This is a genomic window from Sphingobium sp. FW305-3-2-15-F-TSA7 (assembly GCF_058787155.1).
In genome coordinates, this window is record NZ_JBYSZM010000005.1 from 144,685 (window position 1) to 168,606 (window position 23,922).

Consider the following 23,922-nt stretch of genomic DNA (forward strand, 5'->3'; position numbering starts at 1 on the left):
GTGGGGAGGGGGAGCGATGACGATATTCAGGTTCGCGATCACCGCGCTTGCGACGCTGGCGGTGGCGCTCGGGCTGCTCTGGATGGGGCAGGGACTGGGGCTGGTGCGCTGGCCGGCGGACAGCTTCATGATCGACATGCGCGAATGGACGGTGCGCGGCGCGATGATGTCCGCTGCCGGCCTGCTGCTGATCGTCCTTGCCAGAAAATAGACCTGGATTGAGCATCCTGCTCACCACGCCTACATCGGGGGCATGACCACACCGCCCGTCTCCGAACTGACCGACCGCGCCCGCGATATTTTTCGCGTCGTCGTGGAAAGCTATCTGGAGAGCGGAACCCCCGTCGGCTCGCGGACGATCTCGAAACTTTCGGCGCTCAGCCTGTCGCCGGCGTCGATCCGCAACGTCATGCAGGATCTCGAGGAACTGGGGCTGCTCGCGGCGCCGCATACATCGGCGGGGCGGATGCCGACCGAAAGCGGCCTGCGGTTGTTCGTCGACGGCATGATGCAGGCGGCAGAGCCTTCCGCGGAGGAACGTGCCGCGATCGAATCACGCGTCGACAGAGGCGGGCCGATCGAAGAGGCGCTCGCTGCGGCCACCGTAGCGCTTTCCGGGCTGTCCGCGTGCGCCGGGCTGGTGCTGGTGCCAAAGCGCGAGCCCGTGCTGAAACAGGTGGGTTTCGTCTCGCTATCGGAGAGCCAGGCATTGGCGGTGCTGGTCGGTGCCGACGGCTCGGTCGAGAATCGGGTCGTGGAACTGCCCCAGGGCATGGGCCGCGTCGCGCTGGTCGAGGCGGCGAATTACATGAATGCCCGGCTGTCGGGCCTGACCTTGTCCGACGCGCGGATGCGCATCGCGCGCGAGATCGGGCAAGGGCGTGCCGAACTCGATTCCGCGTCGCAGGAACTGGTCGCGCGCGGGCTTGCGGTCTGGTCGGAGGATCCCGCACGGCGCCCGGTGCTGATCGTGCGGGGCCAGGCCAATCTGATCGATGCCGCGGCCGCGGCCGACCTGGAACGCGTCCGCCAATTGCTCGACGAACTCGAAAGCGCCGAGGAAATCGCGCGGCTTCTCGACAGCGCGCGCGAGGGCAGTGCGACGCGCATCTTCATCGGATCGGAAAACAAACTCTTTTCGTTATCGGGATCGTCGGTCATAGCCGCGCCCTATCGCGGGCAGGACGGGCGCGTGGTCGGCGTGGTCGGGGTGATCGGGCCGACGCGCTTGAACTATGCGCGCGTGGTTCCCATGGTGGATTTCACTGCACAGACATTATCGAGATTGATCGGATGAACGAAGAACAGAAGCTTGACGAAACGCTGCGCGCCGAGACCGCCGAAGCTGCGCCCGAAGTGAAGGATCATGACGAGGCGCTGGGCCTGGAAGGCGATCTGGTAAAGCTGGAACGCGACCTGGCGGAAGCCAAGCAGGCCGTGCTCTATGCGCAGGCGGAGACGCAGAATGTCCGCCGCCGGCTGGAGAAGGACGCGCAGGATGCCCGCGCCTATGCGGCGACCGGCTTTGCCCGCGACGTCCTGTCGGTTGCCGACAATCTGCAACGCGCACTCGACGCGATCCCGGCAGAGCTTCGCGACGACGACAAGTTCAAGGGCCTGGTCACCGGGCTGGAAGCCACCGGACGCGAGCTGACGAATGTTTTCGAGCGTAACGGCATCACGCGCATCTCCGCGTTGGGCGAAGCGCTCGACCCCAATCGTCACCAGGCGATGGTCGAGATTCCGAGCGCGGACGCCGAACCGGGCACGATCGTACAGGAAATGCAGGCCGGCTATATGATCAAGGATCGGCTGCTGCGTCCCGCACTGGTCGGCGTGGCCAAGGCGGGTTGATCGCGGCTTCGCCCGCAATGCGTTTCGACGACAATCTGGTCGCCGAACGCAAGACATTCGTCACGCATCTCGAATGTTCGATGACCGGCGAGCGGTTCGAGGCCGACCGCTTGCACGGTTTGTCGTCGGTCGGCCGCCCGCTGCTCGTTCGCTACGATCTGGCGGGTGTCCGGACCGCGCTGAACCGCGATGTACTCGCCGCCCGGCCGATGGACCTGTGGCGCTGGCGTGAGCTGCTACCGGTCCGCCAGGCCGCCAATATCGTCAGCCTGGGCGAGACGGCCACGCCGGTCATTGCCCTGCCGGCGGCTGCCGCCAGGCTCGGCGCGACGGAATTGCTGGTCAAGGACGAGGGGCGGCTGCCGACCGGCTCGTTCAAGGCACGCGGGCTCGTCATGGCGGTGTCGATGGCGAAGGAACTCGGCGTCTCGACCATCGCGATGCCGACCAACGGCAATGCCGGGGCGGCGCTGGCTGCCTATGCGTCGCGTGCGGGCATCGAGACCATCGTCTTCTGTCCGGACGACACGCCCGAGATCAATGTGCGCGAGATCGCGGCACAGGGCGCGCGCGTCTATCGCGTCAACGGGCTGATCGACGATTGCGGCGCGCTTGTCGCGGAGGGCGTGAAGCGCAATGGCTGGTTCGACCTGTCGACCCTGAAGGAACCCTATCGGATCGAGGGCAAGAAGACGATGGGGCTGGAACTGGCCGAACAGCTTGGCTGGCGGCTTCCAGACGCGATCTTCTACCCCACCGGGGGCGGGACCGGCCTGATCGGCATGTGGAAAGCGTTCGACGAACTGGAGGCGATCGGCCTGATCGGTTCTGGACGGCCCAGGATGTTCGCGGTGCAGGCCGAGGGCTGTGCGCCGATCGTCCGCGCCTTCGACCAGGGTGTCGAACATGCCGAGCGCTGGGAAGGTGCTGCTACGATCGCCTCGGGCATTCGCGTGCCGCGCGCGGTCGGCGATTTCCTGATTCTGCGCGCGGTGCGCGCGAGCGGCGGCGCGGCGCTGGCCGTGTCCGATGCAGCGCTTGCCGGAGCCGTGGAGCGGACGGCGCGCGAGGATGGGCTGTTGCTGTGCCCGGAGGGTGGCGCGACGCTCGCGGCCTATGAGCAGGCATTGGAGCGGGGACTGATCGCCCGATCGGACAGGGTGGTCCTGTTCAATTGTGCGACCGGCCTGAAATATCCTTTGCCCGATACGAGCCGCCTGCTCGATCGTCACGCACCCATCGATTATGCCGGGCTCTGACGCGGCCGCCATGCCGCCCAGCCGGTCAGCACGATCCCGATCAGCGCGGGCAGAGTGACGCCGGTGAAATCGCGGGGAATGGCGCTGGCCGAACAGATGCCGACCGCAACTTCCCAGACATGGAAGACCGCGTGGCCGGCCAGGAAGAGCGTCGCCGCACTCCACAGCATGAGGCGCTGACCCGGCAGCACCGCGCCCAGCATGAAGCCCAGCCCGGTCATCGCATAGATCAGCCCTATATCGCGGATGAAATGCTGGTTGAACGGTCCGGTCTGGACCACGCCGGGCACGCGGCCATACCAGGCCAGCGGGTTGGCCAGCATCGCAAGGCCATTGAGCAGCATCAACACGCCCAGCAGCAGGGCCAGCGCGGCCATCGCCTGTCCGATTCGTCCCGATCTCGTCATCATGTCATTCTCCTTCCCTCTCCTGACGATCGGGCCAGGCGGAATGTGACATGGGCGTATCAGATATCCTCGTGGACCATGTCGACTTCGCGGACGCGGCGCTTCTGCCGGGCGGTATCGACCAGCAGGCGGAGCGCTTCGCGGCGCGCCTGGGCATTTTCGATATCGGCTATGACCAGCGGCGCGTCGCGCGTGGTTTCGTCGCTCGACAATATGGTGATCGTGCCGATGCCGGCCCATTGATTGATCAGGGTGAAATCGATCCGGATATCCTTGACGCGATAAAGCTCGATCTCGTCGATCGATTTCACGAAAATGCCTTTGCGCAGAATCAGCCGGTCGTCGGTCACTTCATAGGTGGTGGCCAGATTCTGGATCCATTTGACCAGGATGATGACGAAACCGACGGCGACCACGCACAGCGCGAGCGTCAGCCAGCCGAGCAACGTGCCGCGCAGCCAGCCCCAGGTGGATGAACGAAACGAGTCGAGCGGTTGGGGCATCGGGCATCTCCCTGATCGTGCGCGGAGTGTGTATCGTCGCGGCGATGAGCACAAGCGCCCCCGAAAGCTGTGCGCTCTGCGCGCGTCCGCTGGGCCGGCGGATCGAATGGCATCATTGGGTGCCCAAGAGCCGTGGCGGGCGCGAGGTCGCGCCGCTCCATCCGATCTGCCACCGCGCGATCCATGCGACGTTCGGAAACAGCGATCTGGCGAAGGCCTATGCGTCGGCCGAGGCACTGCGCGAGCATGCGGAAATCGCGAAATTCCTGAAATGGATCGCGGGCAAGCCACCCGACTTTCACGCGCCGACGTTCCGGCGGAAGTCGTAAGCCCATTCTCGTCATGCCAGCGAAAGCTGGCATCTCACTGCCTTGTACGCGATGTTTGACCGATGGAGCGAGGTGGCTGGACCTATATCATGACCAATCGCGCCCATGGCGTGCTCTATATCGGCGTGACCGCCGATCTGGCTGCACGCGTGTCGCAACACCGGACGGGCCAGGGGTCTGAATTTTGCCGACGGTATCGCCTCGATCGGTTGGTCTTGATCGAGCACCACGCGCGAATCGAGGACGCGATTGTGCGCGAAAAGGCGCTCAAGGCCTGGAAGCGAGAGTGGAAACTCGAGTTGATCGACACGGCCAATCCGCAATGGCTGGATCTGTGGGACACACTGCAAGGTTAAGGGAGATCCCAGCGTTCGCTGGGATGACGCAAGAGAGGTGTCAGCGGCGGTAAGGCAAAAGCGCCTCGTACACGTCGAGCGGTGGCTTGCCCGCGAGGACGGCGCCCTGGCGCATCAGGAATGCATGCCGCACGATCTCGGCCTGCTGCTCGATGCCATAGCGGCGAAAGGGCTTTCCTGCCTCGATGGTGTAATCATAGCGGCAAAAGGGATGGCGGATCAGCGGCAGATACCAGCGGCCGCCATGCATCGTCTGCGCGACATGCGTCATCTCATGGATGAACAGGCCCTGCGCGGCCAGGTCGGCACAGGCGAAATCGTCGCAATAGAGGCCGCCGCCGGGATGGAACCATAAATGCCCGTCGGGCGCCATCGTCACGCGCGGGGGCTGGAACGGCCACCATTTGCGATTGTTGACCGTCACCCGTCCATAGTCGATCGCGTCGCCGAAGACCGCGGCGGCGAGCGCCCGTTCGCCCTCGGTCAGCGTACGCCGGGTCAATGTTTCTCGTGCGGCGAGGGGGCACCGGCGGACTGGGCGGGCGCCTCGATATAGATCTGCTCGCCGCTCGCGAAGGTGAAATCCAGGCGGATCTTGTCGCCTGTCTTGAAATTGGGGCGCAGGTCGAACAGCATCACATGCTTGCCGCCGGGGGCGAACTCGACCTTGCCCTTGGCCGGAATCGGCACCGACTGGATCGGCCGCATCTTCATGACGCCGCCGTCATTCGACATGTCGTGCATCTCCGATCGGATCGCTACCGGCGAAGAGACGCCGATCAGCGTGTCGGCCTGCGGCCCGCCATGAATGGTGAAATAGGCGGCGGCCGGGTTGCCGTCGACCGCGGGCAGGTTGACCCAGCCCTTGTCGATATAAAGATACTCGTCCTTCGCGCAGCTCGACACTGTGAAGGCCGAAAGCAGGGCGATGGCGGCGACTGACAGGCGCATCGAATAGGCTCCTGAATGGGACACTGTGGCCAACTACTCCTCGCTTATGCTTGCGACAAGAAAAAGCCCACCTATATCGCGCTGGTAGCTTCGGTTCGGATGCCTTCGGGGTCCGGGCCGTCCACATGATTCATGCGGGGTATGAGGGAAGAATATGGCGAAGGTTATCGGGATCGATCTCGGCACCACCAACAGTTGCGTTGCCGTCATGGAAGGCGGCAAGCCCAAGGTCATCGAAAATGCGGAGGGCGCACGTACGACGCCCTCGATCGTCGCGTTCGCCAAGGATGGCGAGCGACTGATCGGTCAGCCGGCCAAGCGCCAGGCGGTCACCAATCCTGACAACACGGTCTTTGCGGTGAAGCGCCTGATCGGCCGCCGCTTCGACGATCCGGTGACGCGCAAGGACACCGAACTGGTGCCCTACACCATCGTCAAGGGCCCCAATGGCGATGCCTGGGTGCAGGCGGGCGGCGAGGATTATTCGCCGTCGCAGATCTCGGCCTTCACGCTGCAGAAGATGAAGGAAACCGCCGAATCCTATCTGGGTGAGACGGTCACGCAGGCGGTCATCACCGTCCCGGCCTATTTCAACGACGCCCAGCGCCAGGCGACCAAGGACGCCGGCCGGATCGCGGGCCTCGAAGTGCTGCGCATCATCAACGAGCCGACCGCGGCCGCGCTTGCCTATGGCCTCGAGAAGCAGGACGGCAAGACCATTGCGGTCTACGATCTTGGCGGCGGCACCTTCGACATTTCGATCCTCGAGATCGGCGATGGCGTCTTCGAAGTGAAGGCGACCAATGGTGATACCTTCCTGGGCGGTGAGGATTTCGACGCCAAGCTGGTCTCCTTCCTCGCCGAGGACTTCAAAAAGGCCGAAGGGATCGATCTCACCAAGGACAAGCTCGCGCTTCAGCGTCTCAAGGAAGCGTCGGAAAAGGCGAAGATCGAGCTGAGCTCGGCCGCGAGCACCGAAGTGAACCTGCCCTTCATCACCGCCGACCAGAATGGTCCCAAGCATCTGGTGAAGGCGATCACCCGCGCCGATCTGGAGCGTCTGGTCGATGATCTGATCAAGCGCACGCTCGAGCCCTGCAAGAAGGCGCTCGCCGATGCCGGCGTGAAGGCCGACGACATTGCCGAGGTCGTGCTCGTCGGCGGCATGACGCGCATGCCCAAGGTCCGCGAAGTCGTGAAGGGTTTCTTCGGCAAGGAGCCCCACACCGGCGTGAACCCCGACGAAGTCGTCGCGATGGGCGCCGCGATCCAGGCGGGCGTGCTCCAGGGCGACGTCAAGGACGTGCTGCTGCTCGATGTGACTCCGCTGTCGCTGGGCATCGAGACGCTGGGCGGCGTGTTCACGCGCATGATCGACCGCAACACGACGATCCCGACCAAGAAGTCGCAGGTCTATTCGACCGCCGACGACAATCAGCAGGCGGTGACGATCCGCGTGTTCCAGGGCGAGCGCGAAATGGCGGCGGACAACAAGCTGCTCGGCCAGTTCGATCTGGTCGGCATCCCGCCGGCGCCGCGCGGCGTGCCGCAGATCGAGGTCATCTTTGACATCGACGCCAACGGCATCGTCAATGTGACGGCCAAGGACAAGGGCACCGGCAAGGAACAGCAGATCAAGATCCAGGCCTCGGGCGGGCTCAGCGATACGGACATCGACCAGATGGTCCGCGACGCCGAGCAGTTCGCCGAAGAGGACAAGAAGCGTCGCGAGGCGGCCGAGGCGAAGAACAACGCCGAAAGCCTGATCCACACGACCGAGCGCCAGCTCGAAGAGCATGGCGACAAGGTCGATGCGGCGCTCAAGTCCGAGATCGAGGCCGCGGTCGCCGAAGCCAAGTCGGCGGTCGAGAGCGGCGACAGCGCAGCCATGACCGAAAAGGCGCAGGCGCTTGCCCAGGTCGCGATGAAGCTCGGCCAGGCGATCTACGAGAAGGAACAGGCCGCGGCCGCGTCCCCGGGTGCCGAGGCCGATGCGCCCAAGGCCGATGAGGATGTCGTCGATGCCGAATTCTCGGAAGTGGACGACAACAAGGCATAAGCCGATGAAGGCGAACATCGTGAACACCCTCCCCCGCATGCGGGGGAGGGGCGTCGCGCCGGGGGCGGCATGAGCACTCAGGTAGATTATTACGAATTGCTCGAAGTCGAGCGGACGGCGGACGATGCCAAGATCAAATCGTCCTATCGCCGGCTGGCGATGCAATATCATCCGGACAAGAATGGCGGATGCAAGGATTCCGAAGGCAAGTTCAAGGCGATCAGCGAAGCCTATGACTGTCTGAAGGACCCGCAGAAGCGCGCCGCCTATGACCGGTTCGGTCATGCCGCCTTCCAGAATGGCGGTGCGGGCGCGGGCGGCGCCGGCGCCGGCTTCGAAGGCTTCAGCGATATCTTCGAGACGATCTTCGGTGCCGGCTTTGGTGGCGGCAACCAGCGTCAGCATGTGCGCCGCGGCGCCGACCTGCGCTACGATCTCGAGATCAGCCTGGAGGAAGCCTATCACGGCAAGCGCACCAGCGTGGCGCTCGACGTGTCGGCGCAGTGCGAGCCCTGCGAGGGATCGGGCGCCAAGCCGGGCACCAGCATCCATACCTGCAGCCAGTGCGGCGGCCGCGGACAGGTCCGCGCGCAGCAGGGCTTTTTCGTGGTCGAACGGACCTGTCCGGCCTGTCATGGTGCGGGCCAGGTGATCGCCGAGCCTTGCACGGCGTGCCGCGGCGAAGGCCGGGTCGATCGCCAGAAGACGCTTGAGGTCAATATTCCAGCGGGCGTCGACGAAGGCACGCGGATCCGCCTGTCGGGCGAAGGCGAAGCGGGCGCGCGTGGCGCACCAGCCGGGGACCTCTACATCTTCATCCATGTGAAGCGTCATTCGGTGTTCCAGCGCGAAGGCACGACTTTGTTTGCGCGCGCGCCGATCAGCTTCACGACGGCGGCGCTTGGCGGATCGATCACCGTGCCCGGCCTCGACAAGGTCGATCACGAGATCCGCATTCCCGCGGGTATCCAGTCGGGCAAGCAGCTTCGTCAGCGCGGCGCGGGTATGCCCGTGCTGCAGGGCAGGGGCCATGGCGACATGGTTGTCCAGATCGACGTCGAGACGCCGACGCATCTGACGGCGCGGCAGAAGGAATTGCTGGCTGAGTTCCGGGAGACCGAGACCGGCGCGGAATGCCCGCAATCGACAGGTTTCTTCGCGAAGCTCAAGACGATGTGGGACGAGCTCTAGAAGCCGTTATTCTTTGTCATTCCCGCGAAAGCGGGAATCCAGCCGCACCGACCTTTCCGGATAATTCCGTGCCGCTGGATCCCCGCCTTCGCGGGGATGACATGATGGCGGCTGAAGCCCTTCAGAGCGCCGCGATCACCGCGTCGCCCATCGCAGCTGTATTCATCGAACCGCCCAGGTCGGGCGTGCGGGCACCGCTGGCCAGCGCGCCGGCAACGGCGGCTTCGATCCGGTCGGCGGCTTCGGCCATGCCGAGCGAATAACGCAGCATCATCGCGGCGGAGAGGATCGTCGCCAGCGGATTGGCCTTGCCCTGGCCGGCAATGTCGGGCGCGCTGCCATGGATAGGTTCGTAAAGGCCCTTGCTCGACGTATCGAGCGCCGCCGAGGGCAGCATGCCGATCGAGCCCGCGCACATGCTCGCCAGATCGGACAATATGTCGCCGAACAGATTACCGGTGACGATCACGTCGAACTGGGCGGGGTCGCGCACGATCTGCATCGCGGCATTGTCGACATACATGTGGCTGAGCGCGATGTCGGGATAGTCCGCCGACACCTCGATCACCACGTCGCGCCAGAGCTGCGAGGTCTCCAGCACATTGGCCTTGTCGACCGAGCACAGCTTGCCGCGGCGTGCACGCGCGGTCTGGAAGCCGCTATGTGCGATCCGGGCGACCTCAGCCTCGTTGTACGACATCACGTCATAGCCTTCGCGCAGCCCGCTTGGCGTGGTGCGCATGGCCTTTTCGCCGAAATAGACGTCGCCATTGAGTTCGCGCACGATCACCATGTCGATCCCGCGCGCCACTTCGGGCTTGAGCGTCGAGGCGTCCGCGAGTTCGGCGAACAGCTTCACCGGGCGCAGGTTGGAGAACAGGCCGAGTTCCTTGCGAAGCCCGAGGATCGCCTGTTCGGGGCGGAGATGACGGTCGAGCGCATCGCAATCGGGGTCGCCGACCGCGCCGAACAGGATCGCATCGGCGCGTCGCGCCAGATCGAGCGTTGCCGGGGGCAGGGGATGGCCCGACGCCTTATAGGCCGCACCGCCCACCGGCGCGGTCTCGAAGGTCAGCCCGCATCCTGCCGCCTCGAGCACGCGTACGGCCTGCGCGGTCACTTCGGGGCCAATTCCATCTCCGGGCAGCAGCGCAATCAGCATGAGGGGGCCTTTCAAAAGGTCCGTTCAGGCTCAGGGCGAACGGAGTGAATTTTGGTCGTGGAGCAAATGCCCGGATGGCGGAGCTTACGCAACAGCCCTTTTCAGGCGATCCGTGAGCCGTTCGCGTGCCGCCATGACGTCGATGCGGCGGTCGGCGAAGATATGTCCGTCAAGCTCCCTGCCCGTGTCGGTGAGCGCGTCCAGTATCGCCGGCCATTGTGCGTCGTCGCCGAGCGTGGCGGTCGTCGGCGGCCCGAAACCGAGCCGGGCGAGTAGCAGTCCTTCGAACAGCACCAGTGCGCGTGCCCAGCCGCGCGCCGACGGGGCGGCTTCGATCGCGTCGAGCAGGCCTTCCAGTGCCTGGAAGATCTGCGGATAGGCCTGGGCCTCGGGCAGCGCGCTCGCGCTCAGCGCTGTCGCCCAGTCGAGCGCGGCGGCGGCGAGCGGTTCGGCCATCAGCGGCGCGCGACTATGCACCAGTTCGACGGTCAGCCCGGCAAGCTGTTCCTCGGTGCGTGCGCGGAATTCGGCGATCACCACATTGGACGGCATCAGCACCGGCCGCATCGTTCGTGATCGTCCGCCGCGCACATAGCCGGCAAGCAGGCCCTCTTCCGCCGTCAATGCGCGTACGATCGCGCCATGCTCGCCATGCGCCCGTACCGAACAGATGATCGCGCGGGCGCTGACGTGCATCGTCATCGTCCGCCGTGGAAGAAGTCGTAAATGCCCTGTGCCATCGCTTTCGACACACCGGGCGCCTTGCCCAGATCCTCGAGCGATGCGTTGCGCACGGCGCGCGCGGTGCCGAAATGGAGGAGGAGGGCGCGTTTTCGTGCTGGGCCGATGCCGGGCACTTCGTCGAGCGTGCTGACGCCGATCGCCTTGGCGCGTTTCTGGCGATGCGCGCCGATCGCGAAGCGGTGGGCCTCGTCGCGCAGCCGCTGCAGGTGGAACATCACCGGCGCATTGACGGGCAGGGTGAATTCGCGGCCATCGGGAAAATGGAAGGTCTCGCGCCCGGCGTTGCGATCGGGTCCCTTGGACACACCGATAAAGGGAACATCCTCGACGCCGAGTTCGTCGAGCACGCCCTTCACCGCGCTGACCTGACCCTTGCCGCCGTCGATCAGCACGAGGTCGGGCCATTCCTTGCCTTCGCGATCGGGATCCTCGCGCTGGGCGCGGCCGAAACGGCGTTCCATCACTTCGCGCATCATTGCGAAATCGTCGCCTGGCGCGGTGTCCGGACGCTTGATGTTGAACTTGCGATAGGCGCCCTTGCGGAAACCCTCCGGCCCCGCGACGACCATCGCGCCGACCGCATTGGTCCCCTGGATATGGCTGTTGTCGTAGATCTCGATCCGGTCGGGCGGCCCTTCGAGCTCGAACAGCTCGGCCATTTCACGGAACACCTTGGCCTGGGTCGTGCTTTCCGCGAGATGGCGGTCCAGCGCTTCCTCGGCATTGCGCTTCGCCTGCTTGATCAGCGGGACGCGATCTCCGCGTTGCGGCACCAGGATCGACACCTTGTTGCCCGCCACTTCGCCCAGGGCCTCGGCGAGCAGCGCGCTTTCCTCCAGCGTGCGATCGAGCAGGATCGTTCGCGGCGGCGGCACATCCTCGTAGAATTGCACGAGGAAGCTTGTCAGCACCTCATCCTCGGGCACGTCGTTGGTGTGCGCCGGAAAGAAGCTGCGATGGCCCCAATTCTGCCCGCCGCGGATGAAGAAGGCCTGGATGCACATCGTGCCGCCCTTGCAGGCGAGCGCGAAGATATCGGCATCGCCGACGCCCTCCGCATTCACTGCCTGGCTGCCCTGGATGAAGGTGAGCGCCTTCAGCCGGTCGCGATAGACCGCGGCCATCTCGAAATCCATGTTGCCGCTGGCGGCCTGCATCGCATCAGCGAGCTTTGCCTGGACCCTGGTCGACTTGCCGGCGAGGAAATCCTTCGCGTCGGATACCAGCTCGGCATAATCGTCGCTGCCGATCCGGTCGACGCAGGGCGCCGAGCATCGCTTGATCTGGTAGAGCAGGCATGGCCGGTCGCGATTTGAGAAAAAGCTGTCGGTGCAACTGCGCAGCAGGAACAGTTTCTGCAGTGCGTTGAGCGTGCGGCCGACCTCGCCGGCGCTGGCGAAGGGGCCGTAATAGTCGCCCTTGATCTTGCGCGCGCCGCGATGCTTCTGGATGCGCGGATAGGGATGGTCGGCGCGCAACAGGATGAAGGGGAAGCTTTTGTCGTCGCGCAGGAGCACATTATAGGCGGGCCGGTAGCGCTTGATGAGCTGCGCTTCGAGCAGCAGCGCCTCCGCCTCATTGTTGGTCGTGACGATCGTCATCGATCGCGTCTGCGCCACCATCCGTTTCAGGCGGATCGAGAGCCGCGCGGCCTGAGTATAGTTGTTGACCCGGTTCTTGAGCGAGCGCGCCTTGCCCACATAGAGCACGTCGCCGCGCGCATCGTGCATCCGATAGACGCCGGGACGCGAGGGCAGCGTCTTGAGTACGTTGCGGATCGCCGCGACCCCGGCCTCCAGATCGGGCTTCTCCGTGCCGCGCACCGCATAGGTGGCGGTTTCCTCATTGAAGCGGTCGGGAGCGGAGGGGGAGGACATGATGGGGATTTAGGTGTGTTGGCGCGCTTATGCCAGCGCTCCGCTGCAATTGAATCGCGGCGTCCGCGGGCCGGGCGGGATAGCCATAAAACACCAAAGCCCTCCGCCGCTTGTGCGGAGGAGGGCCTGGCTATTCAATCCGGAGGGATCAGTTCAGGCGCCTGCCCAGATCAGCGATGGTCTGGTCGACCAATGCCTTGTCCTGCGCGGCGCCATGGCCTTGTGCGATCAGTGTCGCTGCTGCGCTTGCGGCGGCATTGACGGCCTTTTCGCGGATCGATGCGATTGCGGCACGCTCGGCGGCGGCGATCTTGTCCTCGGCCATCTTGGCACGGCGAACGGTCAGGTCCTTGGCTGCGACCTTGGCATCGGCCAGGATCTGCTGCGCCTCGGCTTCGGCATGTTCGCGCATCGTGGTCGCCTCGGCTTCAGCCGCAGCCACCTTCGAGGCATATTCGGCGCGGAGCGCCTCGGCCTCGGCGCGGAGCGCCTTGGCTTCGTCGAGTTGCTCGCGGATCGCCGCGATCTTCTTGTCGAGCGCACCGCCGAGCAGCGCCGGCACTTTCTTCCAGAGCAGGATGGCGATGAACACCGCCATTGCGAGCGCGACCCAGGCGGTGGGATTCAATCCCAGCGCGGAGGGTACGGCATGTTCGCCGCCGCCATTCGCTTCGGTGCTCGCATGCAGGCCTTCGGCGGTGTCCGCATGGGACAGATTCGCGGCGACTTCCGCCGAGCCGTTGGTTTCCGTGTCAGCCATTGGCGAGCGCAGCCCTTACTGCCTTTGCGGCGTCAGCCGTGTTGACCTTTGCGCCGGAAAGCTTGGCGACCATGTCCTGCGCGGCCTCGGCCGCGACGGTCTCGATCTCGTCAAGCGCCTGTGCGGTCGCCGTGGCGATCTTCGCCTCGGCCGCCGCCAGCGTTTCCGCGGTCTCGGCATCGGCCTTGGCAAGCGTCTTTTCCGACGCCGCGGCGGCATTGGTCTTGGCGGCCTGGGTCAGCTTCAGCGCTTCGGCGCGGCTGGCCTCGGCCTTTGCCCGATAGGCTTCGTCCTGCGCGTCCGCTTCCTGGCGGGCGCGTTCGGCCGCGGCGAGATCGTCCGCGATCTGCCGGTCCCTGCGGTCCACCGTCCCCTGGATCTTCGGGACCATGCCAAGGCCGATCACGAAGAAGACGAAGCCGAAGGTGAGCAGCAGCCAGAAGATCTGCGATGAATAGGTCGCGGCGAGCTGGGCTATCTGAGGCATTGGGTGTCTTTGTCCGATACCAGTTCCCATTCGTCCCGAGCCTGTCGACGCGTTGCCATTCTAGAGGAAGGCGGCGTCGACGGGCCCGGCCCGAACGGGTTTGGATGTTCAGGCGACGAAGATCAGGATCATCGCGACGACGAACGCCAGCAGGCCGAGAAGCTCGGCGGCGGCGAAGCCGATGAACAGGCGGCCCTGCTGGCCGTCGGCGGCTGCGGGGTTGCGGAGCGCGCTCTCGAGGAACGAGCCGAAGACGTTACCCACGCCGATTGCGGCCATGCCCGCACCGATCGCGGCGAGGCCGGCACCGATGAGCTTTGCTGCTTCTGCGTCCATTTCTAAACTCCCTTCGTAAATTCAAATGATAGTGGGTTGAAAACTCAGTGAAGATTCTCTGCGTCGTTCAGGTAGAGCGACGTCAGCAGTGCAAACACATAGGCCTGGATACCGGCAACCAGCATCTCGAGCGCGCAGATCGCGACCATCAGGATGAAGCTGGGAACGCCGATGCCGATGCCATAGCCGAGGCCGGCATTGGCGCTGCCGATCACGAAGCTGGACAGCACCTCGAGCAGCACGTGGCCGGCCATCATCGCGACGAACAGTCGCAGGCCGAGGCTGAACGGGCGCACGAGGAACGAGATCAGCTCGATCACCGGGATCAGCCACATCAGCCAGATCGGTGTGCCGTGCGGTACGAACAGCGAGAAGAAGTGGAAACCATGCCGCCAGAAACCGACGATGAGCACGATCGAGAAGCTCATGATCGCGAGCACACCGGTGACGGTGAAGTGGCTGGTGAAGGTGAAGGGGTGGATGCCCACCAGGCCCAGGGGAAGCAATCCCAAGAGGTTGGCGAACAGAATGAACATGAAGATCGAGAAGATATAGGGCACGTATTTGCGCCCGGCCGGCCCGACATTGGCGGCCAGCATCGAATCGATGAAGCCGGTCATGCTCTCGACCGCCATCTGCCAGCGGCCGGGGACGAGCTGGCGCTTCATGCCGCCCAGCATGAACACCCACAGCACGACGGCGGTGATCGCCATCCAGAGCGCTGAATTGGTGAACGCTATATTATAGCCGGCGATGGACAGGTGATCGGTGCCGAACAACGGCTCGATCGTGAACTGATGCATCGGGTCGACTTTACCAGGCTCGGCCACGAAAAAACCCCAAAATCCTGCGACCATAGCGCCCGAAATATCACTTCGGGCGCTGGTTCGAAATCCTGACGATGTTCCTGAAGGCGACGATGATTCCGAGGAACAGCATCACCAGCAGGCCCCAGGGCGACGTCCCGGCAAAACGGTCTATGACCCAGCCGATCAGTGCCCCACCCGCAATCCCCCCGATCAGTTCCGCCAGCACTCTGTTGCCGAGACGATAGCTTTCGTCCTGGCCCTTTTGTGCCGTAGCCGTCCTGACCGCTTCGTCGTGCTGCGCGCGCTTCAGCCGCTCTTCGAGAGACTGGAGTCGCGCATTCTCGCCGATTGGGTCTTGCCCGGATTCACGTTCCGCCATGCGCGTTCCTCCTTGAGCCGAGGCTTTCCGGACGATCGACAAAGCATGGAAGACGAGCGAACCCGCCAAGGCGCGGCCCGTTTAGGGAGGGGGTGGGGGGAAGTCAACCGTAGTGGCTAGGTAAGCAGAACGTGCAGGAATTACCGGAAAAACCGGGCTTGTAGCCCGCGAAAGCGGGGGTTCTTGAAATCTTGTCACGCACCGCTGCGACGGAGGCGCTTTATCGATTCCGGCTTTCGCCGGAATCGGGGCACAATTTCTGTCGAATCACCGCGCGTTACACACAGCGGCCATCGCGCTGGGGCGCACCGGCGCCGCGCGTCTGCCAACTGCCGTCGGGCGCCTGATATTTCTCGCCTGGCTTGGTGTTGGCGATCAGGTTGCAGCCGGTGGTGAAGGCGAACTGCTCGATCGTCGATCCGGTCGCCCCGGCTTTCGACGTATAGGCCGCCTTGCGCTTGATGTTGATGTCGCGGACCAGCGCCTCGATATCGGCGCCCTGGCCGCCGACGACGCCGAGATAGCCGTCCACCTTCTCGCCGACCTTGCCGGCGGCGCGCGCGGCCTCATAAGCGGGGTCGCGCTGCGCATAGGCAGTGCCCGCCACCGCCGTCAGGGCGAGGGAGAGGCCGAGGCCGATCAGAGTGATGCGCTTCATCAGAATATGTCCGCTTCCTGCTTGATGAGGTTCTTCGCCTCGCCGTCGAGACGATAGACCACCTCCTGCTTGATGTTGATGTTCAGGTTGATCACGATCGGCTTGTCGGGCGCTTCGAGCGTCACGCAGCCGGTCAGGCCCATGCTCGCTGCAAGCCACGTCAGGCCCAAGATGATCGCCGATCCGGTCTTCTTCCCCATGGACATGGGAATCTCACCGTGCGGCCCCTTGGTCAACATCGCATTCGTCATGGCTTATCATCGCTTTCAGGAGGCTGAACAGTGGTGGGCGTGCCGGTGGCCGGTGGGGCGGGCTGAACCGGCGCGGGCTGGGTGCGCGCCTTTTGCGCGTCGATCAATGCCGGCAGGTTCTGCTCGATCAGCAGGCTCGGATCATAAAGCGAGCGCGCCGAGAAGAGCAGCTGGCGGAAAGGGGCGCGGATGGTGACGTTGAAGCGGATCGGCAGCGCCGCGATCTTGCGGGTGATGAAATTCTGCTTGGCGCCTTCGCCCTGGCCGAGCCCGGCGAATCGCACCTGGGTGACCATCTCGCCGTCGAGATCGCCGTTGAGGATCACTTCGAGTGACCGGTAGCGCACCGAACGCAGCGCCTGGAACGCGATATTGCCCCAATTGCCCAGATCTTCCTGGGTGAGCTGGCCGACATAAGCGAGCGATCCGCCGCCTTCGCGCACCGTGAGATGTCCGTCGACGACCCGGCCGCCATTTTCGTCGAAGACGATCGGCAGCACGCCATCGAAAATGCCCGTGGCATTGATGTTCTCGAAATCGAAGCCCTGAAGGAAAGCCGCCGCGTCCATTCCGCTGACACGGAAGGTGAGATAGCGGGGCTTCGCTGCACCCAGATCGAGTATCGTCGGCTCCAGCGTCAGCCGGCCGGTCGCGAAGGGCCATTCTCCGCCCTCGATCGCCACCCGTTGGCCGGGAAGCAATTGATAGCGCAATATGCCGTTGGTCACCGGCAGGCCGGGATTGACCTCTCCGATCGTGGCCACCTGGCCGGGCGCGGTCTGCAGGCCGAGCAGATCGGTGAAGCGGATCTCGCCGCTCAGATTGGTGACGGGACCGAAGGCGGCCGCCAGATTCGCACCCGTCGTGCGGAAAATGCCGTCGCTCGTGACGCCTTCCGGCGTCCAGCGGATTTCGCCGCGGCCGCTGACCAAGGCCTCGACATTGGCGACGACGCCGAACGCCAGATGCGTCAGCGCATCGGGCTGGAGCGTCTTGCCGAAGCGCAATTCGGCGACATCGAGGATGGCCCGGCCGGTTCCGGCCGAAAGGTCGTGCGCGATATCGACGCTGGTCACCGGCACTTGCCCGGCGGGCTCGCGCAATATGCCTTGGGCGCCGATCTTCCCGTCAATCAGGCTGAGCTTGAAATTGTTAGAAATCAGTGGATTGAAGCGCGCTTCCGAGGCAGCGTCGGCAAGCTTCAGCGCGCCGCCAAGATGAAGCGCGCCATTGGCGAATTGCCAGTCGCCGGCGGCGTCCGACACGATCAGCGGGACGTTACCGATCTGGCCGCCCAGCCGCTCGAACCGGCCGCTGCCGCCGGCCGCACCGAATCGGCCGTCGAGCGCACCGATGTCGAGCCGGCTCACCCGGTCGGGCGCGCCCATCAGGATCGCCACGCCCTGCGCGCCGAGTGCGCCGTCCCTGAGCGCGAAACGCGCATCGTCGGCGGCGATCGCGATCGGGCTGCCGCCCAGCCGGCCGGTGAGCCGCGGCGCCGCGATCCGGGCGCCTCCGGTCATCGAGCCGGCCGCCGTGCGCGCCAGCAATGCCGGCCCGTCGAGTGGGCAGAGCGTCAGCCGCGTGGCGTCGAGCGTCAGTCCCGCCGCGCTCAGCGATGTGAAACTCAAGGGCGCACAGCCCGGATTGAGCGCGAAGCCGCCGCGCGCATCGATCCGCCCGGCAAGCGGCAGGGTGAGTCCGGCCACGCGCCCGTCGGCGAGCGGGCCGTCGAGCGTGATGCGGGTCGCGAATCGCGTTCCGCCGGACGGATCGGCGGTGAAATCGATCCTGGCCAGCGCAAGTCGTGCACCGCCCGCAGCAAAGGGCGCGATCGCGGCATTTCCCCGGATCGGCGCACCCGGCGTCGCCTGCGCAAGATCGACGGTCATATCGGGAAATCCGCCGCCCGTCAGGCTCAACCGGCCGTTGATCTGCGGGATGCCGGCTGGCCAGCCGATCTTCGCGCCGCCCGCCATGGCGAGCCGGGCGCCGCTGCGGCTGGTGGCGTCAATCGCATTGAGCTGGAGTGATCCGGCCTGACCGAGCTGGGCGACGGTGAAGTCTCCGGACAGCGCCATGCCGGCACCGGCACGCCGGGCGGCATCGGCCAGCGCGGCGGCGAGCGGTGCGACGGGCGTGCCCGCTGCCGCCTTGCCGAATGATGCCAGCCGCGCCAGCGTCGGCCGGTCGAGCGCGGCATCCGCCAGTGCCGCCTTGCCGCCCAGCGCGATCTGGAAACCGCGTGGCGTGCCGCCGATGCGATATGCGCCGTCGAGCGACAATCCCCGTCCTGAGCCGCCGGCTATGGCGAGCGCCTGTGCCGTGATTCGTGCGGTGCCGCCGGTGCGCGCGCGGCCGCCGTCGAAACCGATCGTACCGCTGAGACCGTCGAGGCGATTGGCGCCCAGCGTGGCGCGGGGCAATGCCAGTCGCATCGACCCCTTCCAGCGATTGAGCGCGTCGTTGAGCATTGCATCGACCTGGGCCTGCGGCCCGGTCAGCGCGAGCGCGGCGTCGGGGCAGGCAAGGCTGGTGGCGCGCACCGGCCCCGATATGCGCGGCGCCTTCCTGGCCACCGACAGGTCGAGCCAGGCGGTCGCGCCCTTGAGCGGGCAGCCGCCGATCGTCAGCGATGGCGCGACCGCCGCCAGTTTGCCACGGAATCCGTCGGTCAGATTGCCGCGTCCGTCGAGCTTCAGGCCAACCGGCCCATTGGGCATGTCGAGCCGCATCCGCGCGTCGTTCAGATCGAGATCGAGGTCGGGCAGGGCAAAGGGTTGTCCCGACGGCGCGGGCAGCAGCCGATCGACGCTGCCGAACGAGACGGTGCCGTCGACCAGCCGCCCGTGCAGCTTCACGCCGCCTGCGCGCACGCCGGTCACGGTCGGGCCGTTGGTGCGGATCGCGATCAGTATCTCGGCCCAGTCGGCGGTCAGATCGGGGCGGGCGGGATCGCCGATGCTGATCTTTTCGAGTCGCTGGGTGCGCAGGCCGATCTGCGCGATCTCGTAGCGCGCGGAAACGCCGCGCTTTTCGAGCGCATCGGCGACGAAGCTGTCGGCGATCGGCTTGCGCTGGATCCATGCCAGCGCGAGTGCGGCGAGCAGGATCGCGCCGAGCGCGAGCGCGATGCGCCGCGCTCGCCGACTCCTCGGCACCTCCGCTGCTGCGCGTTCCTCGCCTTCGTTCACCCGGCCACCTGCCCCGTCGATCCCGTCATAACGCGCCATCTCCAGAATAGGCCGCAATCGCCATCGCGCAATTGCGGCGACGCGTATCGACGGATAGCTTGGGAAAGATGAGCGACGGTGGAACGGATCATGGCGGGGTGGGGCATCGCGCGCGGTTGCGCAAGCGGTTGCTGGAGGGCGGTGGCGAAGCTTTGCTCGATCATGAGATCGTCGAATATCTGCTGGCGACGGCGATTCCGCGCCGCGACACCAAGCCGCTCGCCAAAAGATTGATCGCCGAATTTGGCGGCATGGGCGGGTTGTTCGCCGCCGATGCGGAGGCGCTGTCGCGCGTCGATGGCGTGGGCGAGGGGGCTGTCGCCGCGATCAAGATCGTCCAGGCTGCGGCGGTCCGGCTGCTGCGCGCCGAGATCGTCGATCGCCCGGTGCTGGGCAGCTGGCAGGCACTGCTCGACTATCTGCGCGCCGATATGGCGCATGCGATGATCGAGCGGGTGCGCGTGCTGCATCTCAACAGCAAGAATCACCTGATCCGCGACGAACTGATGAGCGAGGGGTCGATCAACGAGGCTGCGATCCATGTCCGCGAAGTCATCCGCCGTGCGATCGATCTGGGCTCGGCCGCGATCATCCTGGTCCATAACCACCCCAGCGGCGATCCGTCACCCAGCCGTCAGGACATCGCACTGACGCGCGAGATCGTCGAGGCGGGGCGCGGACTCGGCATCGCGGTGCACGATCATGTCATCGTCGGCACGCAGGGGCATGCCAGCCTGCGCGCGCTGGGGCTGATGTGAATCGCCGCGATCTTCTGATCGGCCTGGGCGCGGCCCTGGCCCTTCCGGCCCGGGCCCAAGGCCAGGCGCGGACCGGCGCTCAATTGATTGCGGCGGCGCGGCGGCAGGTCGGCGTCACGCTGCATTATGATCCGGCCTATACGACATTGGCCTTTCCGGGCGGCGATGTGCCGCGCGCCAAGGGCGTCTGCACCGACGTCATCGTCCGCGCCTATCGCGACGCTTTTGCGCTCGATCTCCAGGCGCTGGTCAACGTGGATATGCGTGCGGCCTTCGCGGCCTATCCCAAAATCTGGGGGCTGCGCGGGCCGGATTGCAGCATCGATCACCGCCGGGTGCCCAATCTGCGGACATGGCTGGCGCGAAAGGGCGCCGCGCTGCCGGTGCCGCGCGATCCCGCCGGATGGCGGCCGGGCGACATCTTCACCAGCCTGATCGACGGGCGCCTGCCGCATATCGGACTGGTCTCCGACCGCCGCGGATCGCGCGGATGGCTGGTCGTCCACAATATCGGCGGCGGCGCACGTGAGGAGGATGCGTTGTTCGATCATGCGATCACCGGGCGATATCGCTGGGCGATCGCATAAGAGAATCCTCCCTGCGCGCAGGCGCTTCAAAAGGGCCGAGTCCGCTGACCCGGCATCTCCTCGTGGATCATTGCTGCGGCTGTGCTGCGTAGCGATCGGCCATGGCACTGATCATCTCGGCCATTGTCTCGCGCAGTTCGATCGGCTCGAGCACTTCGGCTTCGTTGCCGAGCCGCAATAACTCGCTTGCGGTATGCCATGGTGTCTTTCCCATCGGAATGACGGCGGCTCAGACAAAAAAGGGCGGCCCCCGGTCTGCGGGAGCCGCCCTTCTTATCCAGTCAGGCCTGAAATCAGCCCTGGAGGAATGTGGTCAGCTCGCCCTTGCTGACGGTCTTGCTCTTGTCGGTGTCGGCCTGGGCAAAGGCGGCTTCGGTCCAGGCGGCGGTGTCGGCGCTTGCCGACGGCGCATTGGGCTGGGCCGCGCGCAGCTTGGTCATCCAGGCCGCGAATTCTTCCTTGCTCAGCTCGCCATTCTTGTCGGCGTCGAAGGCGGGGAAGTCGGTGTCGACGACGGCGGCGACCGTCGTGGGCGTATTGGCGGGAGCTGCCTGAGCCGGGGCCGGGCTGGTCGTGGTGCTCGGCGTTGCCGCCTCGGGTGCCGTCTGGGCCTCGGCCGGGGGCTGGGTCGCCGTGCTTTCGGTCGCAGGTTCCTGAGGGGGCTGGGTTTCCTGCGCGAACGCAGGGGCAGTCAGCGCAAAGGCGCTTACGAGCATGATGTTGCGTATCATTGCATTCTCCTAAATCGAATATGTCGGCAGCGGAACGATCAAGGGAAATCGCGGGTTTCCGCCACTGGATATATAACCTTCGGCAAGGGGCGTGGTTTCGCGCGGCTCAACGCTTCATCGTCGCATGGGGGCGAGTCGGGGGTGATCCGTTCGGATTCAGCGGCCTGTGGAGACCGGGCGCCGCACTTTTTTCTGCAGGAATGTGGTCAGTTCTTCCGGTGTCACCTTCGCATCGACATTGGCGTCGGCCTGTAGAAAGGCACCGTCCGCCCAGGCCTTCACCTTGGCCGGGTCTTCGGTCTTGCCGGCCTTGGCGCGCAGGGCGGTCAGCCAGGTGGCGAATTCGGCTTCGCTCAAATGGCCCTTGCCGCCATGGTCATATTTGGGCCAGTCGGCCGCGACCGCTGCGGCGATCTGCGACGCCGGGCTGGTGTCGGGCGCGCTCGCCGGCGGCGTCTCCTGCGCAAATGCCGGCACCGCGACCAGAATGCCGCCAAGGGCGATGAGATGACGGATCATGATAGGGCTCCAAATATGTCTTGGGGCGCGGCGCGCGGATCGGGGATATCCACGCGCCGCAGATCCTGACTGCCGCGTCGCGGCGGAAAAGACCAGCATATGGCTCGATTGATGCCGCGTCCGGCCCCTGCTATCGCCCGCCCCGTCCATAACCGTGCCCCAAATGCGATGGGGCGAAATCCGAAGGTCAGCCATGGTCCCCCGTTATGCCCGCCCCGCGATGACCGCGATCTGGGAACCCGAATCGAAATTCCGCATCTGGTTCGAGATTGAGGCGCACGCCACCGATGCGCTTGCCGAACTGGGCGTCGTTCCTAAACAGGCGGCCGAGGCGATCTGGGAGCGCGGCGCGTTCGAAGTCGATCGGATCGACGCGATCGAGGCCGAGGTAAAGCATGACGTGATCGCTTTCCTCACCAATGTCGCCGAGCATGTCGGCGACGAGGCGCGCTTCATGCACCAGGGCATGACGAGCTCCGACGTGCTCGACACCTGTCTTGCGGTCCAGCTTGCGCGTGCTTCCGACATCTTGCTCGAGGATCTGGACAAGCTGCTCGAGGTGCTCAAGCGCCGCGCCTATGAGCATAAATTGACTCCGACGATCGGCCGCAGCCATGGCATCCATGCCGAACCGGTCACCTTCGGCCTCAAGCTTGCACAGGCCTATGCCGAATTCGCGCGCAACCGCGACCGGCTGAAGGCCGCGCGCGCCGACGTCGCCACCTGCGCCATTTCGGGCGCGGTCGGCACCTTCGCCAATATCGATCCGCGCGTCGAAGCGCATGTCGCGGAAAAGATGGGCCTGACTGTCGAACCGGTCTCGACCCAGGTCATCCCGCGCGACCGCCATGCGATGTATTTCGCGACTCTGGGCGTTATCGCCAGCTCGATCGAGCGCCTTGCCACCGAGATCCGCCATCTCCAGCGCACCGAAGTGCTCGAGGCGGAGGAATATTTCTCGCCCGGCCAGAAGGGCAGCTCGGCGATGCCGCATAAGCGCAATCCCGTGCTGACCGAGAATCTGACGGGTCTCGCGCGCATGGTGCGCGGCTATGTCACGCCGGCGCTTGAGAATGTCGCGCTCTGGCACGAACGCGATATCAGCCACAGCTCGGTCGAGCGTTATGTCGGCCCCGATGCCACGATCACGCTCGATTTCGCGCTGGCGCGGCTCACCGGCGTGATGGACAAGCTCGTCATCTATCCCGAGCGCATGCAGAAGAATCTCGATCGCATGGGCGGCCTCGTCCATTCGCAGCGCGTCCTGCTCGCGCTCACCCAGGCCGGCGTCAGCCGCGAGGACGCCTATCGTCTCGTCCAGCGCAACGCGATGAAGGTGTGGGAATCGGATGGCGCATTGTCGCTGCTCGAACTGCTCAAGGCCGATCCCGAAGTGAGCGCGGCGCTGCCCGCCGACGAGATCGAGGCGCGCTTCAACCTCGATTATCACTTCAAGCATGTCGACACGATCTTCGCGCGGGTGTTCGAAGCCTAAGAGCCTGTTTGGAAATATCCGCACCGGCCCGCTCCCCCACCCGGCCACCCATTCAGGATACGCTGCTGTGGGTGGCCGGGTGGGGGAGCGGGCCGGTGCGGCAACCGGAAATTCGCCATTCGGCGAATTTCCAAACAGGCTCTAACCCTGACCGTCGTCGTTCGTCGAAAATTCGTGCATCGCGCAGTCGCTGGATTTGCGCGGTGCACCTGCGCGCGATAGCCTTT

General features: G+C 65.3%; 29 protein-coding genes. 11 read left to right on the forward strand and 18 right to left on the reverse strand.

Annotated elements, in window-relative coordinates:
- Positions 1–16: 16 nt before the first annotated feature.
- The 4 genes from AC3WN8_RS05290 to AC3WN8_RS05305 are packed head-to-tail and all read left to right on the forward strand — an operon-like array spanning position 17 to position 3,113.
- Entirely contained in the window at positions 17–211 is a 195-nt protein-coding gene (locus AC3WN8_RS05290; RefSeq protein WP_492668341.1) for a hypothetical protein, read from the forward strand.
- Positions 212–253: 42 nt separating this feature from the next.
- Complete coding sequence (gene hrcA / locus AC3WN8_RS05295; RefSeq protein ID WP_492668342.1) at positions 254–1,297, forward strand: heat-inducible transcriptional repressor HrcA; 1,044 nt, start codon at positions 254–256, stop codon at positions 1,295–1,297.
- The gene (gene grpE / locus AC3WN8_RS05300) at positions 1,294–1,854 is read left to right on the forward strand and encodes a nucleotide exchange factor GrpE (protein WP_492668343.1); all 561 of its coding nucleotides are present in this window, start codon (positions 1,294–1,296) and stop codon (positions 1,852–1,854) included. The genes hrcA and grpE overlap by 4 nt, the downstream gene beginning before the upstream one ends.
- A 17-nt stretch (positions 1,855–1,871) precedes the next feature.
- Entirely contained in the window at positions 1,872–3,113 is a 1,242-nt protein-coding gene (locus AC3WN8_RS05305; protein ID WP_492668344.1) for a threonine synthase, read from the forward strand.
- Here AC3WN8_RS05305 and AC3WN8_RS05310 read toward each other — a convergent pair.
- Complete coding sequence (locus AC3WN8_RS05310) at positions 3,098–3,523, reverse strand: hypothetical protein (RefSeq protein WP_492668345.1); 426 nt, start codon at positions 3,521–3,523, stop codon at positions 3,098–3,100. The two genes, AC3WN8_RS05305 and AC3WN8_RS05310, sit on opposite strands and share 16 nt — an antisense overlap.
- Positions 3,524–3,579: 56 nt before the next feature.
- Complete coding sequence (locus AC3WN8_RS05315; protein ID WP_492668346.1) at positions 3,580–4,023, reverse strand: PH domain-containing protein; 444 nt, start codon at positions 4,021–4,023, stop codon at positions 3,580–3,582.
- Between the two features lie 44 nt (positions 4,024–4,067).
- Between AC3WN8_RS05315 and AC3WN8_RS05320 the strand changes: the two genes are divergently transcribed.
- Both AC3WN8_RS05320 and AC3WN8_RS05325 read left to right on the forward strand, forming a co-directional pair.
- Positions 4,068–4,352 (forward strand): HNH endonuclease, encoded by a 285-nt coding sequence (locus AC3WN8_RS05320; RefSeq protein ID WP_492668347.1) that lies wholly within the window; start codon positions 4,068–4,070, stop codon positions 4,350–4,352.
- Between the two features lie 62 nt (positions 4,353–4,414).
- Positions 4,415–4,708: a GIY-YIG nuclease family protein gene (locus AC3WN8_RS05325; protein WP_492668348.1), complete on the forward strand. Its 294-nt coding sequence runs from the start codon at positions 4,415–4,417 to the stop codon at positions 4,706–4,708.
- A 40-nt stretch (positions 4,709–4,748) separates the two neighbouring features.
- Here the strand turns inward: AC3WN8_RS05325 and AC3WN8_RS05330 are convergent, their stop codons facing one another.
- Positions 4,749–5,210 carry a vgr related protein gene (locus AC3WN8_RS05330; protein ID WP_492668349.1) on the reverse strand — a complete coding sequence of 154 codons (462 nt, stop codon included), beginning with the start codon at positions 5,208–5,210 and terminating at the stop codon, positions 4,749–4,751.
- Positions 5,207–5,659 (reverse strand): copper chaperone PCu(A)C, encoded by a 453-nt coding sequence (locus tag AC3WN8_RS05335; protein ID WP_492668350.1) that lies wholly within the window; start codon positions 5,657–5,659, stop codon positions 5,207–5,209. The genes AC3WN8_RS05330 and AC3WN8_RS05335 overlap by 4 nt, the downstream gene beginning before the upstream one ends.
- Positions 5,660–5,813: 154 nt before the next feature.
- Between AC3WN8_RS05335 and dnaK the strand changes: the two genes are divergently transcribed.
- Positions 5,814–7,718: a molecular chaperone DnaK gene (gene dnaK / locus AC3WN8_RS05340; protein ID WP_492668351.1), complete on the forward strand. Its 1,905-nt coding sequence runs from the start codon at positions 5,814–5,816 to the stop codon at positions 7,716–7,718.
- Positions 7,719–7,787: 69 nt separating this feature from the next.
- A complete protein-coding gene (gene dnaJ, locus AC3WN8_RS05345; RefSeq protein ID WP_492668352.1) occupies positions 7,788–8,909 on the forward strand; it encodes a molecular chaperone DnaJ in 1,122 nt (373 codons plus the stop codon).
- A 121-nt stretch (positions 8,910–9,030) separates the two neighbouring features.
- Here dnaJ and leuB read toward each other — a convergent pair whose 3' ends face one another.
- The 11 genes from leuB to AC3WN8_RS05400 all read right to left on the reverse strand — a co-directional run bounded on the left by leuB (position 9,031) and on the right by AC3WN8_RS05400 (position 19,623).
- The gene (gene leuB / locus AC3WN8_RS05350) at positions 9,031–10,071 is read right to left on the reverse strand and encodes a 3-isopropylmalate dehydrogenase (protein ID WP_492668353.1); all 1,041 of its coding nucleotides are present in this window, start codon (positions 10,069–10,071) and stop codon (positions 9,031–9,033) included.
- A gap of 84 nt (positions 10,072–10,155) precedes the next feature.
- Positions 10,156–10,767: a DNA repair protein RecO gene (gene recO, locus AC3WN8_RS05355; protein ID WP_492668354.1), complete on the reverse strand. Its 612-nt coding sequence runs from the start codon at positions 10,765–10,767 to the stop codon at positions 10,156–10,158.
- A 2-nt stretch (positions 10,768–10,769) separates the two neighbouring features.
- Complete coding sequence (gene uvrC, locus AC3WN8_RS05360; RefSeq protein WP_492668355.1) at positions 10,770–12,692, reverse strand: excinuclease ABC subunit UvrC; 1,923 nt, start codon at positions 12,690–12,692, stop codon at positions 10,770–10,772.
- 148 nt (positions 12,693–12,840) lie between these two features.
- Entirely contained in the window at positions 12,841–13,452 is a 612-nt protein-coding gene (locus AC3WN8_RS05365) for a F0F1 ATP synthase subunit B family protein (protein WP_492668356.1), read from the reverse strand.
- Positions 13,445–13,939 (reverse strand): F0F1 ATP synthase subunit B family protein, encoded by a 495-nt coding sequence (locus tag AC3WN8_RS05370; protein ID WP_492668357.1) that lies wholly within the window; start codon positions 13,937–13,939, stop codon positions 13,445–13,447. Before AC3WN8_RS05370 ends, AC3WN8_RS05365 begins: the two co-directional genes overlap by 8 nt.
- Positions 13,940–14,047: 108 nt before the next feature.
- Positions 14,048–14,275 carry a F0F1 ATP synthase subunit C gene (locus tag AC3WN8_RS05375; protein ID WP_017670380.1) on the reverse strand — a complete coding sequence of 76 codons (228 nt, stop codon included), beginning with the start codon at positions 14,273–14,275 and terminating at the stop codon, positions 14,048–14,050.
- A gap of 44 nt (positions 14,276–14,319) precedes the next feature.
- Positions 14,320–15,105 carry a F0F1 ATP synthase subunit A gene (locus tag AC3WN8_RS05380; RefSeq protein WP_492668358.1) on the reverse strand — a complete coding sequence of 262 codons (786 nt, stop codon included), beginning with the start codon at positions 15,103–15,105 and terminating at the stop codon, positions 14,320–14,322.
- A 40-nt stretch (positions 15,106–15,145) separates the two neighbouring features.
- Positions 15,146–15,463 (reverse strand): AtpZ/AtpI family protein, encoded by a 318-nt coding sequence (locus AC3WN8_RS05385; RefSeq protein WP_492668359.1) that lies wholly within the window; start codon positions 15,461–15,463, stop codon positions 15,146–15,148.
- Positions 15,464–15,740: 277 nt separating this feature from the next.
- Positions 15,741–16,121 (reverse strand): YdbL family probable chaperone protein, encoded by a 381-nt coding sequence (locus tag AC3WN8_RS05390; protein WP_492668360.1) that lies wholly within the window; start codon positions 16,119–16,121, stop codon positions 15,741–15,743.
- On the reverse strand, positions 16,121–16,372 hold the full coding sequence (locus AC3WN8_RS05395; protein ID WP_492668361.1) for a YnbE family lipoprotein: 252 nt from the start codon (positions 16,370–16,372) through the stop codon (positions 16,121–16,123). The genes AC3WN8_RS05390 and AC3WN8_RS05395 overlap by 1 nt, the downstream gene beginning before the upstream one ends.
- The gene (locus AC3WN8_RS05400) at positions 16,369–19,623 is read right to left on the reverse strand and encodes an intermembrane phospholipid transport YdbH family protein (protein ID WP_492668362.1); all 3,255 of its coding nucleotides are present in this window, start codon (positions 19,621–19,623) and stop codon (positions 16,369–16,371) included. The genes AC3WN8_RS05395 and AC3WN8_RS05400 overlap by 4 nt, the downstream gene beginning before the upstream one ends.
- Before the next feature lie 50 nt (positions 19,624–19,673).
- On the opposite strand from AC3WN8_RS05400, the gene radC reads away from it, so the two are divergent.
- Complete coding sequence (gene radC / locus AC3WN8_RS05405; protein ID WP_492668363.1) at positions 19,674–20,363, forward strand: RadC family protein; 690 nt, start codon at positions 19,674–19,676, stop codon at positions 20,361–20,363.
- A complete protein-coding gene (locus tag AC3WN8_RS05410; RefSeq protein WP_492668364.1) occupies positions 20,360–20,950 on the forward strand; it encodes a DUF1287 domain-containing protein in 591 nt (196 codons plus the stop codon). Before radC ends, AC3WN8_RS05410 begins: the two co-directional genes overlap by 4 nt.
- 67 nt (positions 20,951–21,017) lie before the next feature.
- Here the strand turns inward: AC3WN8_RS05410 and AC3WN8_RS05415 are convergent, their stop codons facing one another.
- The 3 genes from AC3WN8_RS05415 to AC3WN8_RS05425 all read right to left on the reverse strand — a co-directional run bounded on the left by AC3WN8_RS05415 (position 21,018) and on the right by AC3WN8_RS05425 (position 22,200).
- Positions 21,018–21,164, reverse strand: coding sequence for a WCX domain-containing protein (locus AC3WN8_RS05415; protein WP_492668365.1), 147 nt, complete (start codon positions 21,162–21,164; stop codon positions 21,018–21,020).
- A 79-nt stretch (positions 21,165–21,243) separates the two neighbouring features.
- On the reverse strand, positions 21,244–21,681 hold the full coding sequence (locus AC3WN8_RS05420; protein ID WP_492668366.1) for an EF-hand domain-containing protein: 438 nt from the start codon (positions 21,679–21,681) through the stop codon (positions 21,244–21,246).
- 156 nt (positions 21,682–21,837) lie between these two features.
- Positions 21,838–22,200 carry a hypothetical protein gene (locus AC3WN8_RS05425; RefSeq protein WP_492668367.1) on the reverse strand — a complete coding sequence of 121 codons (363 nt, stop codon included), beginning with the start codon at positions 22,198–22,200 and terminating at the stop codon, positions 21,838–21,840.
- A 193-nt stretch (positions 22,201–22,393) separates the two neighbouring features.
- On the opposite strand from AC3WN8_RS05425, the gene purB reads away from it, so the two are divergent.
- Positions 22,394–23,695 (forward strand): adenylosuccinate lyase, encoded by a 1,302-nt coding sequence (gene purB / locus AC3WN8_RS05430; protein WP_492668368.1) that lies wholly within the window; start codon positions 22,394–22,396, stop codon positions 23,693–23,695.
- The last annotated feature ends 227 nt before the right edge of the window (positions 23,696–23,922 follow it).

What these genes read in the sequence shown, in the direction of transcription:
- leuB (WP_492668353.1), bottom strand. Translation starts at nt 10,071, where the DNA reads ATGCTGATTGCGCTGCTGCCCGGAGATGGAATTGGCCCCGAAGTGACC.
- AC3WN8_RS05310 (WP_492668345.1), bottom strand. Translation starts at nt 3,523, where the DNA reads ATGATGACGAGATCGGGACGAATCGGACAGGCGATGGCCGCGCTGGCC.
- AC3WN8_RS05375 (WP_017670380.1), bottom strand. Translation starts at nt 14,275, where the DNA reads ATGGACGCAGAAGCAGCAAAGCTCATCGGTGCCGGCCTCGCCGCGATC.
- AC3WN8_RS05290 (WP_492668341.1), top strand. Translation starts at nt 17, where the DNA reads ATGACGATATTCAGGTTCGCGATCACCGCGCTTGCGACGCTGGCGGTG.
- AC3WN8_RS05425 (WP_492668367.1), bottom strand. Translation starts at nt 22,200, where the DNA reads ATGATCCGTCATCTCATCGCCCTTGGCGGCATTCTGGTCGCGGTGCCG.
- grpE (WP_492668343.1), top strand. Translation starts at nt 1,294, where the DNA reads ATGAACGAAGAACAGAAGCTTGACGAAACGCTGCGCGCCGAGACCGCC.
- AC3WN8_RS05305 (WP_492668344.1), top strand. Translation starts at nt 1,872, where the DNA reads ATGCGTTTCGACGACAATCTGGTCGCCGAACGCAAGACATTCGTCACG.
- AC3WN8_RS05335 (WP_492668350.1), bottom strand. Translation starts at nt 5,659, where the DNA reads ATGCGCCTGTCAGTCGCCGCCATCGCCCTGCTTTCGGCCTTCACAGTG.
- AC3WN8_RS05395 (WP_492668361.1), bottom strand. Translation starts at nt 16,372, where the DNA reads ATGACGAATGCGATGTTGACCAAGGGGCCGCACGGTGAGATTCCCATG.
- purB (WP_492668368.1), top strand. Translation starts at nt 22,394, where the DNA reads ATGGTCCCCCGTTATGCCCGCCCCGCGATGACCGCGATCTGGGAACCC.
- AC3WN8_RS05390 (WP_492668360.1), bottom strand. Translation starts at nt 16,121, where the DNA reads ATGAAGCGCATCACTCTGATCGGCCTCGGCCTCTCCCTCGCCCTGACG.
- AC3WN8_RS05370 (WP_492668357.1), bottom strand. Translation starts at nt 13,939, where the DNA reads ATGCCTCAGATAGCCCAGCTCGCCGCGACCTATTCATCGCAGATCTTC.
- AC3WN8_RS05365 (WP_492668356.1), bottom strand. Translation starts at nt 13,452, where the DNA reads ATGGCTGACACGGAAACCAACGGCTCGGCGGAAGTCGCCGCGAATCTG.
- dnaJ (WP_492668352.1), top strand. Translation starts at nt 7,788, where the DNA reads ATGAGCACTCAGGTAGATTATTACGAATTGCTCGAAGTCGAGCGGACG.
- uvrC (WP_492668355.1), bottom strand. Translation starts at nt 12,692, where the DNA reads ATGTCCTCCCCCTCCGCTCCCGACCGCTTCAATGAGGAAACCGCCACC.
- AC3WN8_RS05415 (WP_492668365.1), bottom strand. Translation starts at nt 21,164, where the DNA reads ATGGGAAAGACACCATGGCATACCGCAAGCGAGTTATTGCGGCTCGGC.
- AC3WN8_RS05420 (WP_492668366.1), bottom strand. Translation starts at nt 21,681, where the DNA reads ATGATACGCAACATCATGCTCGTAAGCGCCTTTGCGCTGACTGCCCCT.
- radC (WP_492668363.1), top strand. Translation starts at nt 19,674, where the DNA reads ATGAGCGACGGTGGAACGGATCATGGCGGGGTGGGGCATCGCGCGCGG.
- recO (WP_492668354.1), bottom strand. Translation starts at nt 10,767, where the DNA reads ATGCACGTCAGCGCCCGCGCGATCATCTGTTCGGTACGGGCGCATGGC.
- AC3WN8_RS05325 (WP_492668348.1), top strand. Translation starts at nt 4,415, where the DNA reads ATGGAGCGAGGTGGCTGGACCTATATCATGACCAATCGCGCCCATGGC.
- dnaK (WP_492668351.1), top strand. Translation starts at nt 5,814, where the DNA reads ATGGCGAAGGTTATCGGGATCGATCTCGGCACCACCAACAGTTGCGTT.
- AC3WN8_RS05320 (WP_492668347.1), top strand. Translation starts at nt 4,068, where the DNA reads ATGAGCACAAGCGCCCCCGAAAGCTGTGCGCTCTGCGCGCGTCCGCTG.
- hrcA (WP_492668342.1), top strand. Translation starts at nt 254, where the DNA reads ATGACCACACCGCCCGTCTCCGAACTGACCGACCGCGCCCGCGATATT.
- AC3WN8_RS05385 (WP_492668359.1), bottom strand. Translation starts at nt 15,463, where the DNA reads ATGGCGGAACGTGAATCCGGGCAAGACCCAATCGGCGAGAATGCGCGA.
- AC3WN8_RS05315 (WP_492668346.1), bottom strand. Translation starts at nt 4,023, where the DNA reads ATGCCCCAACCGCTCGACTCGTTTCGTTCATCCACCTGGGGCTGGCTG.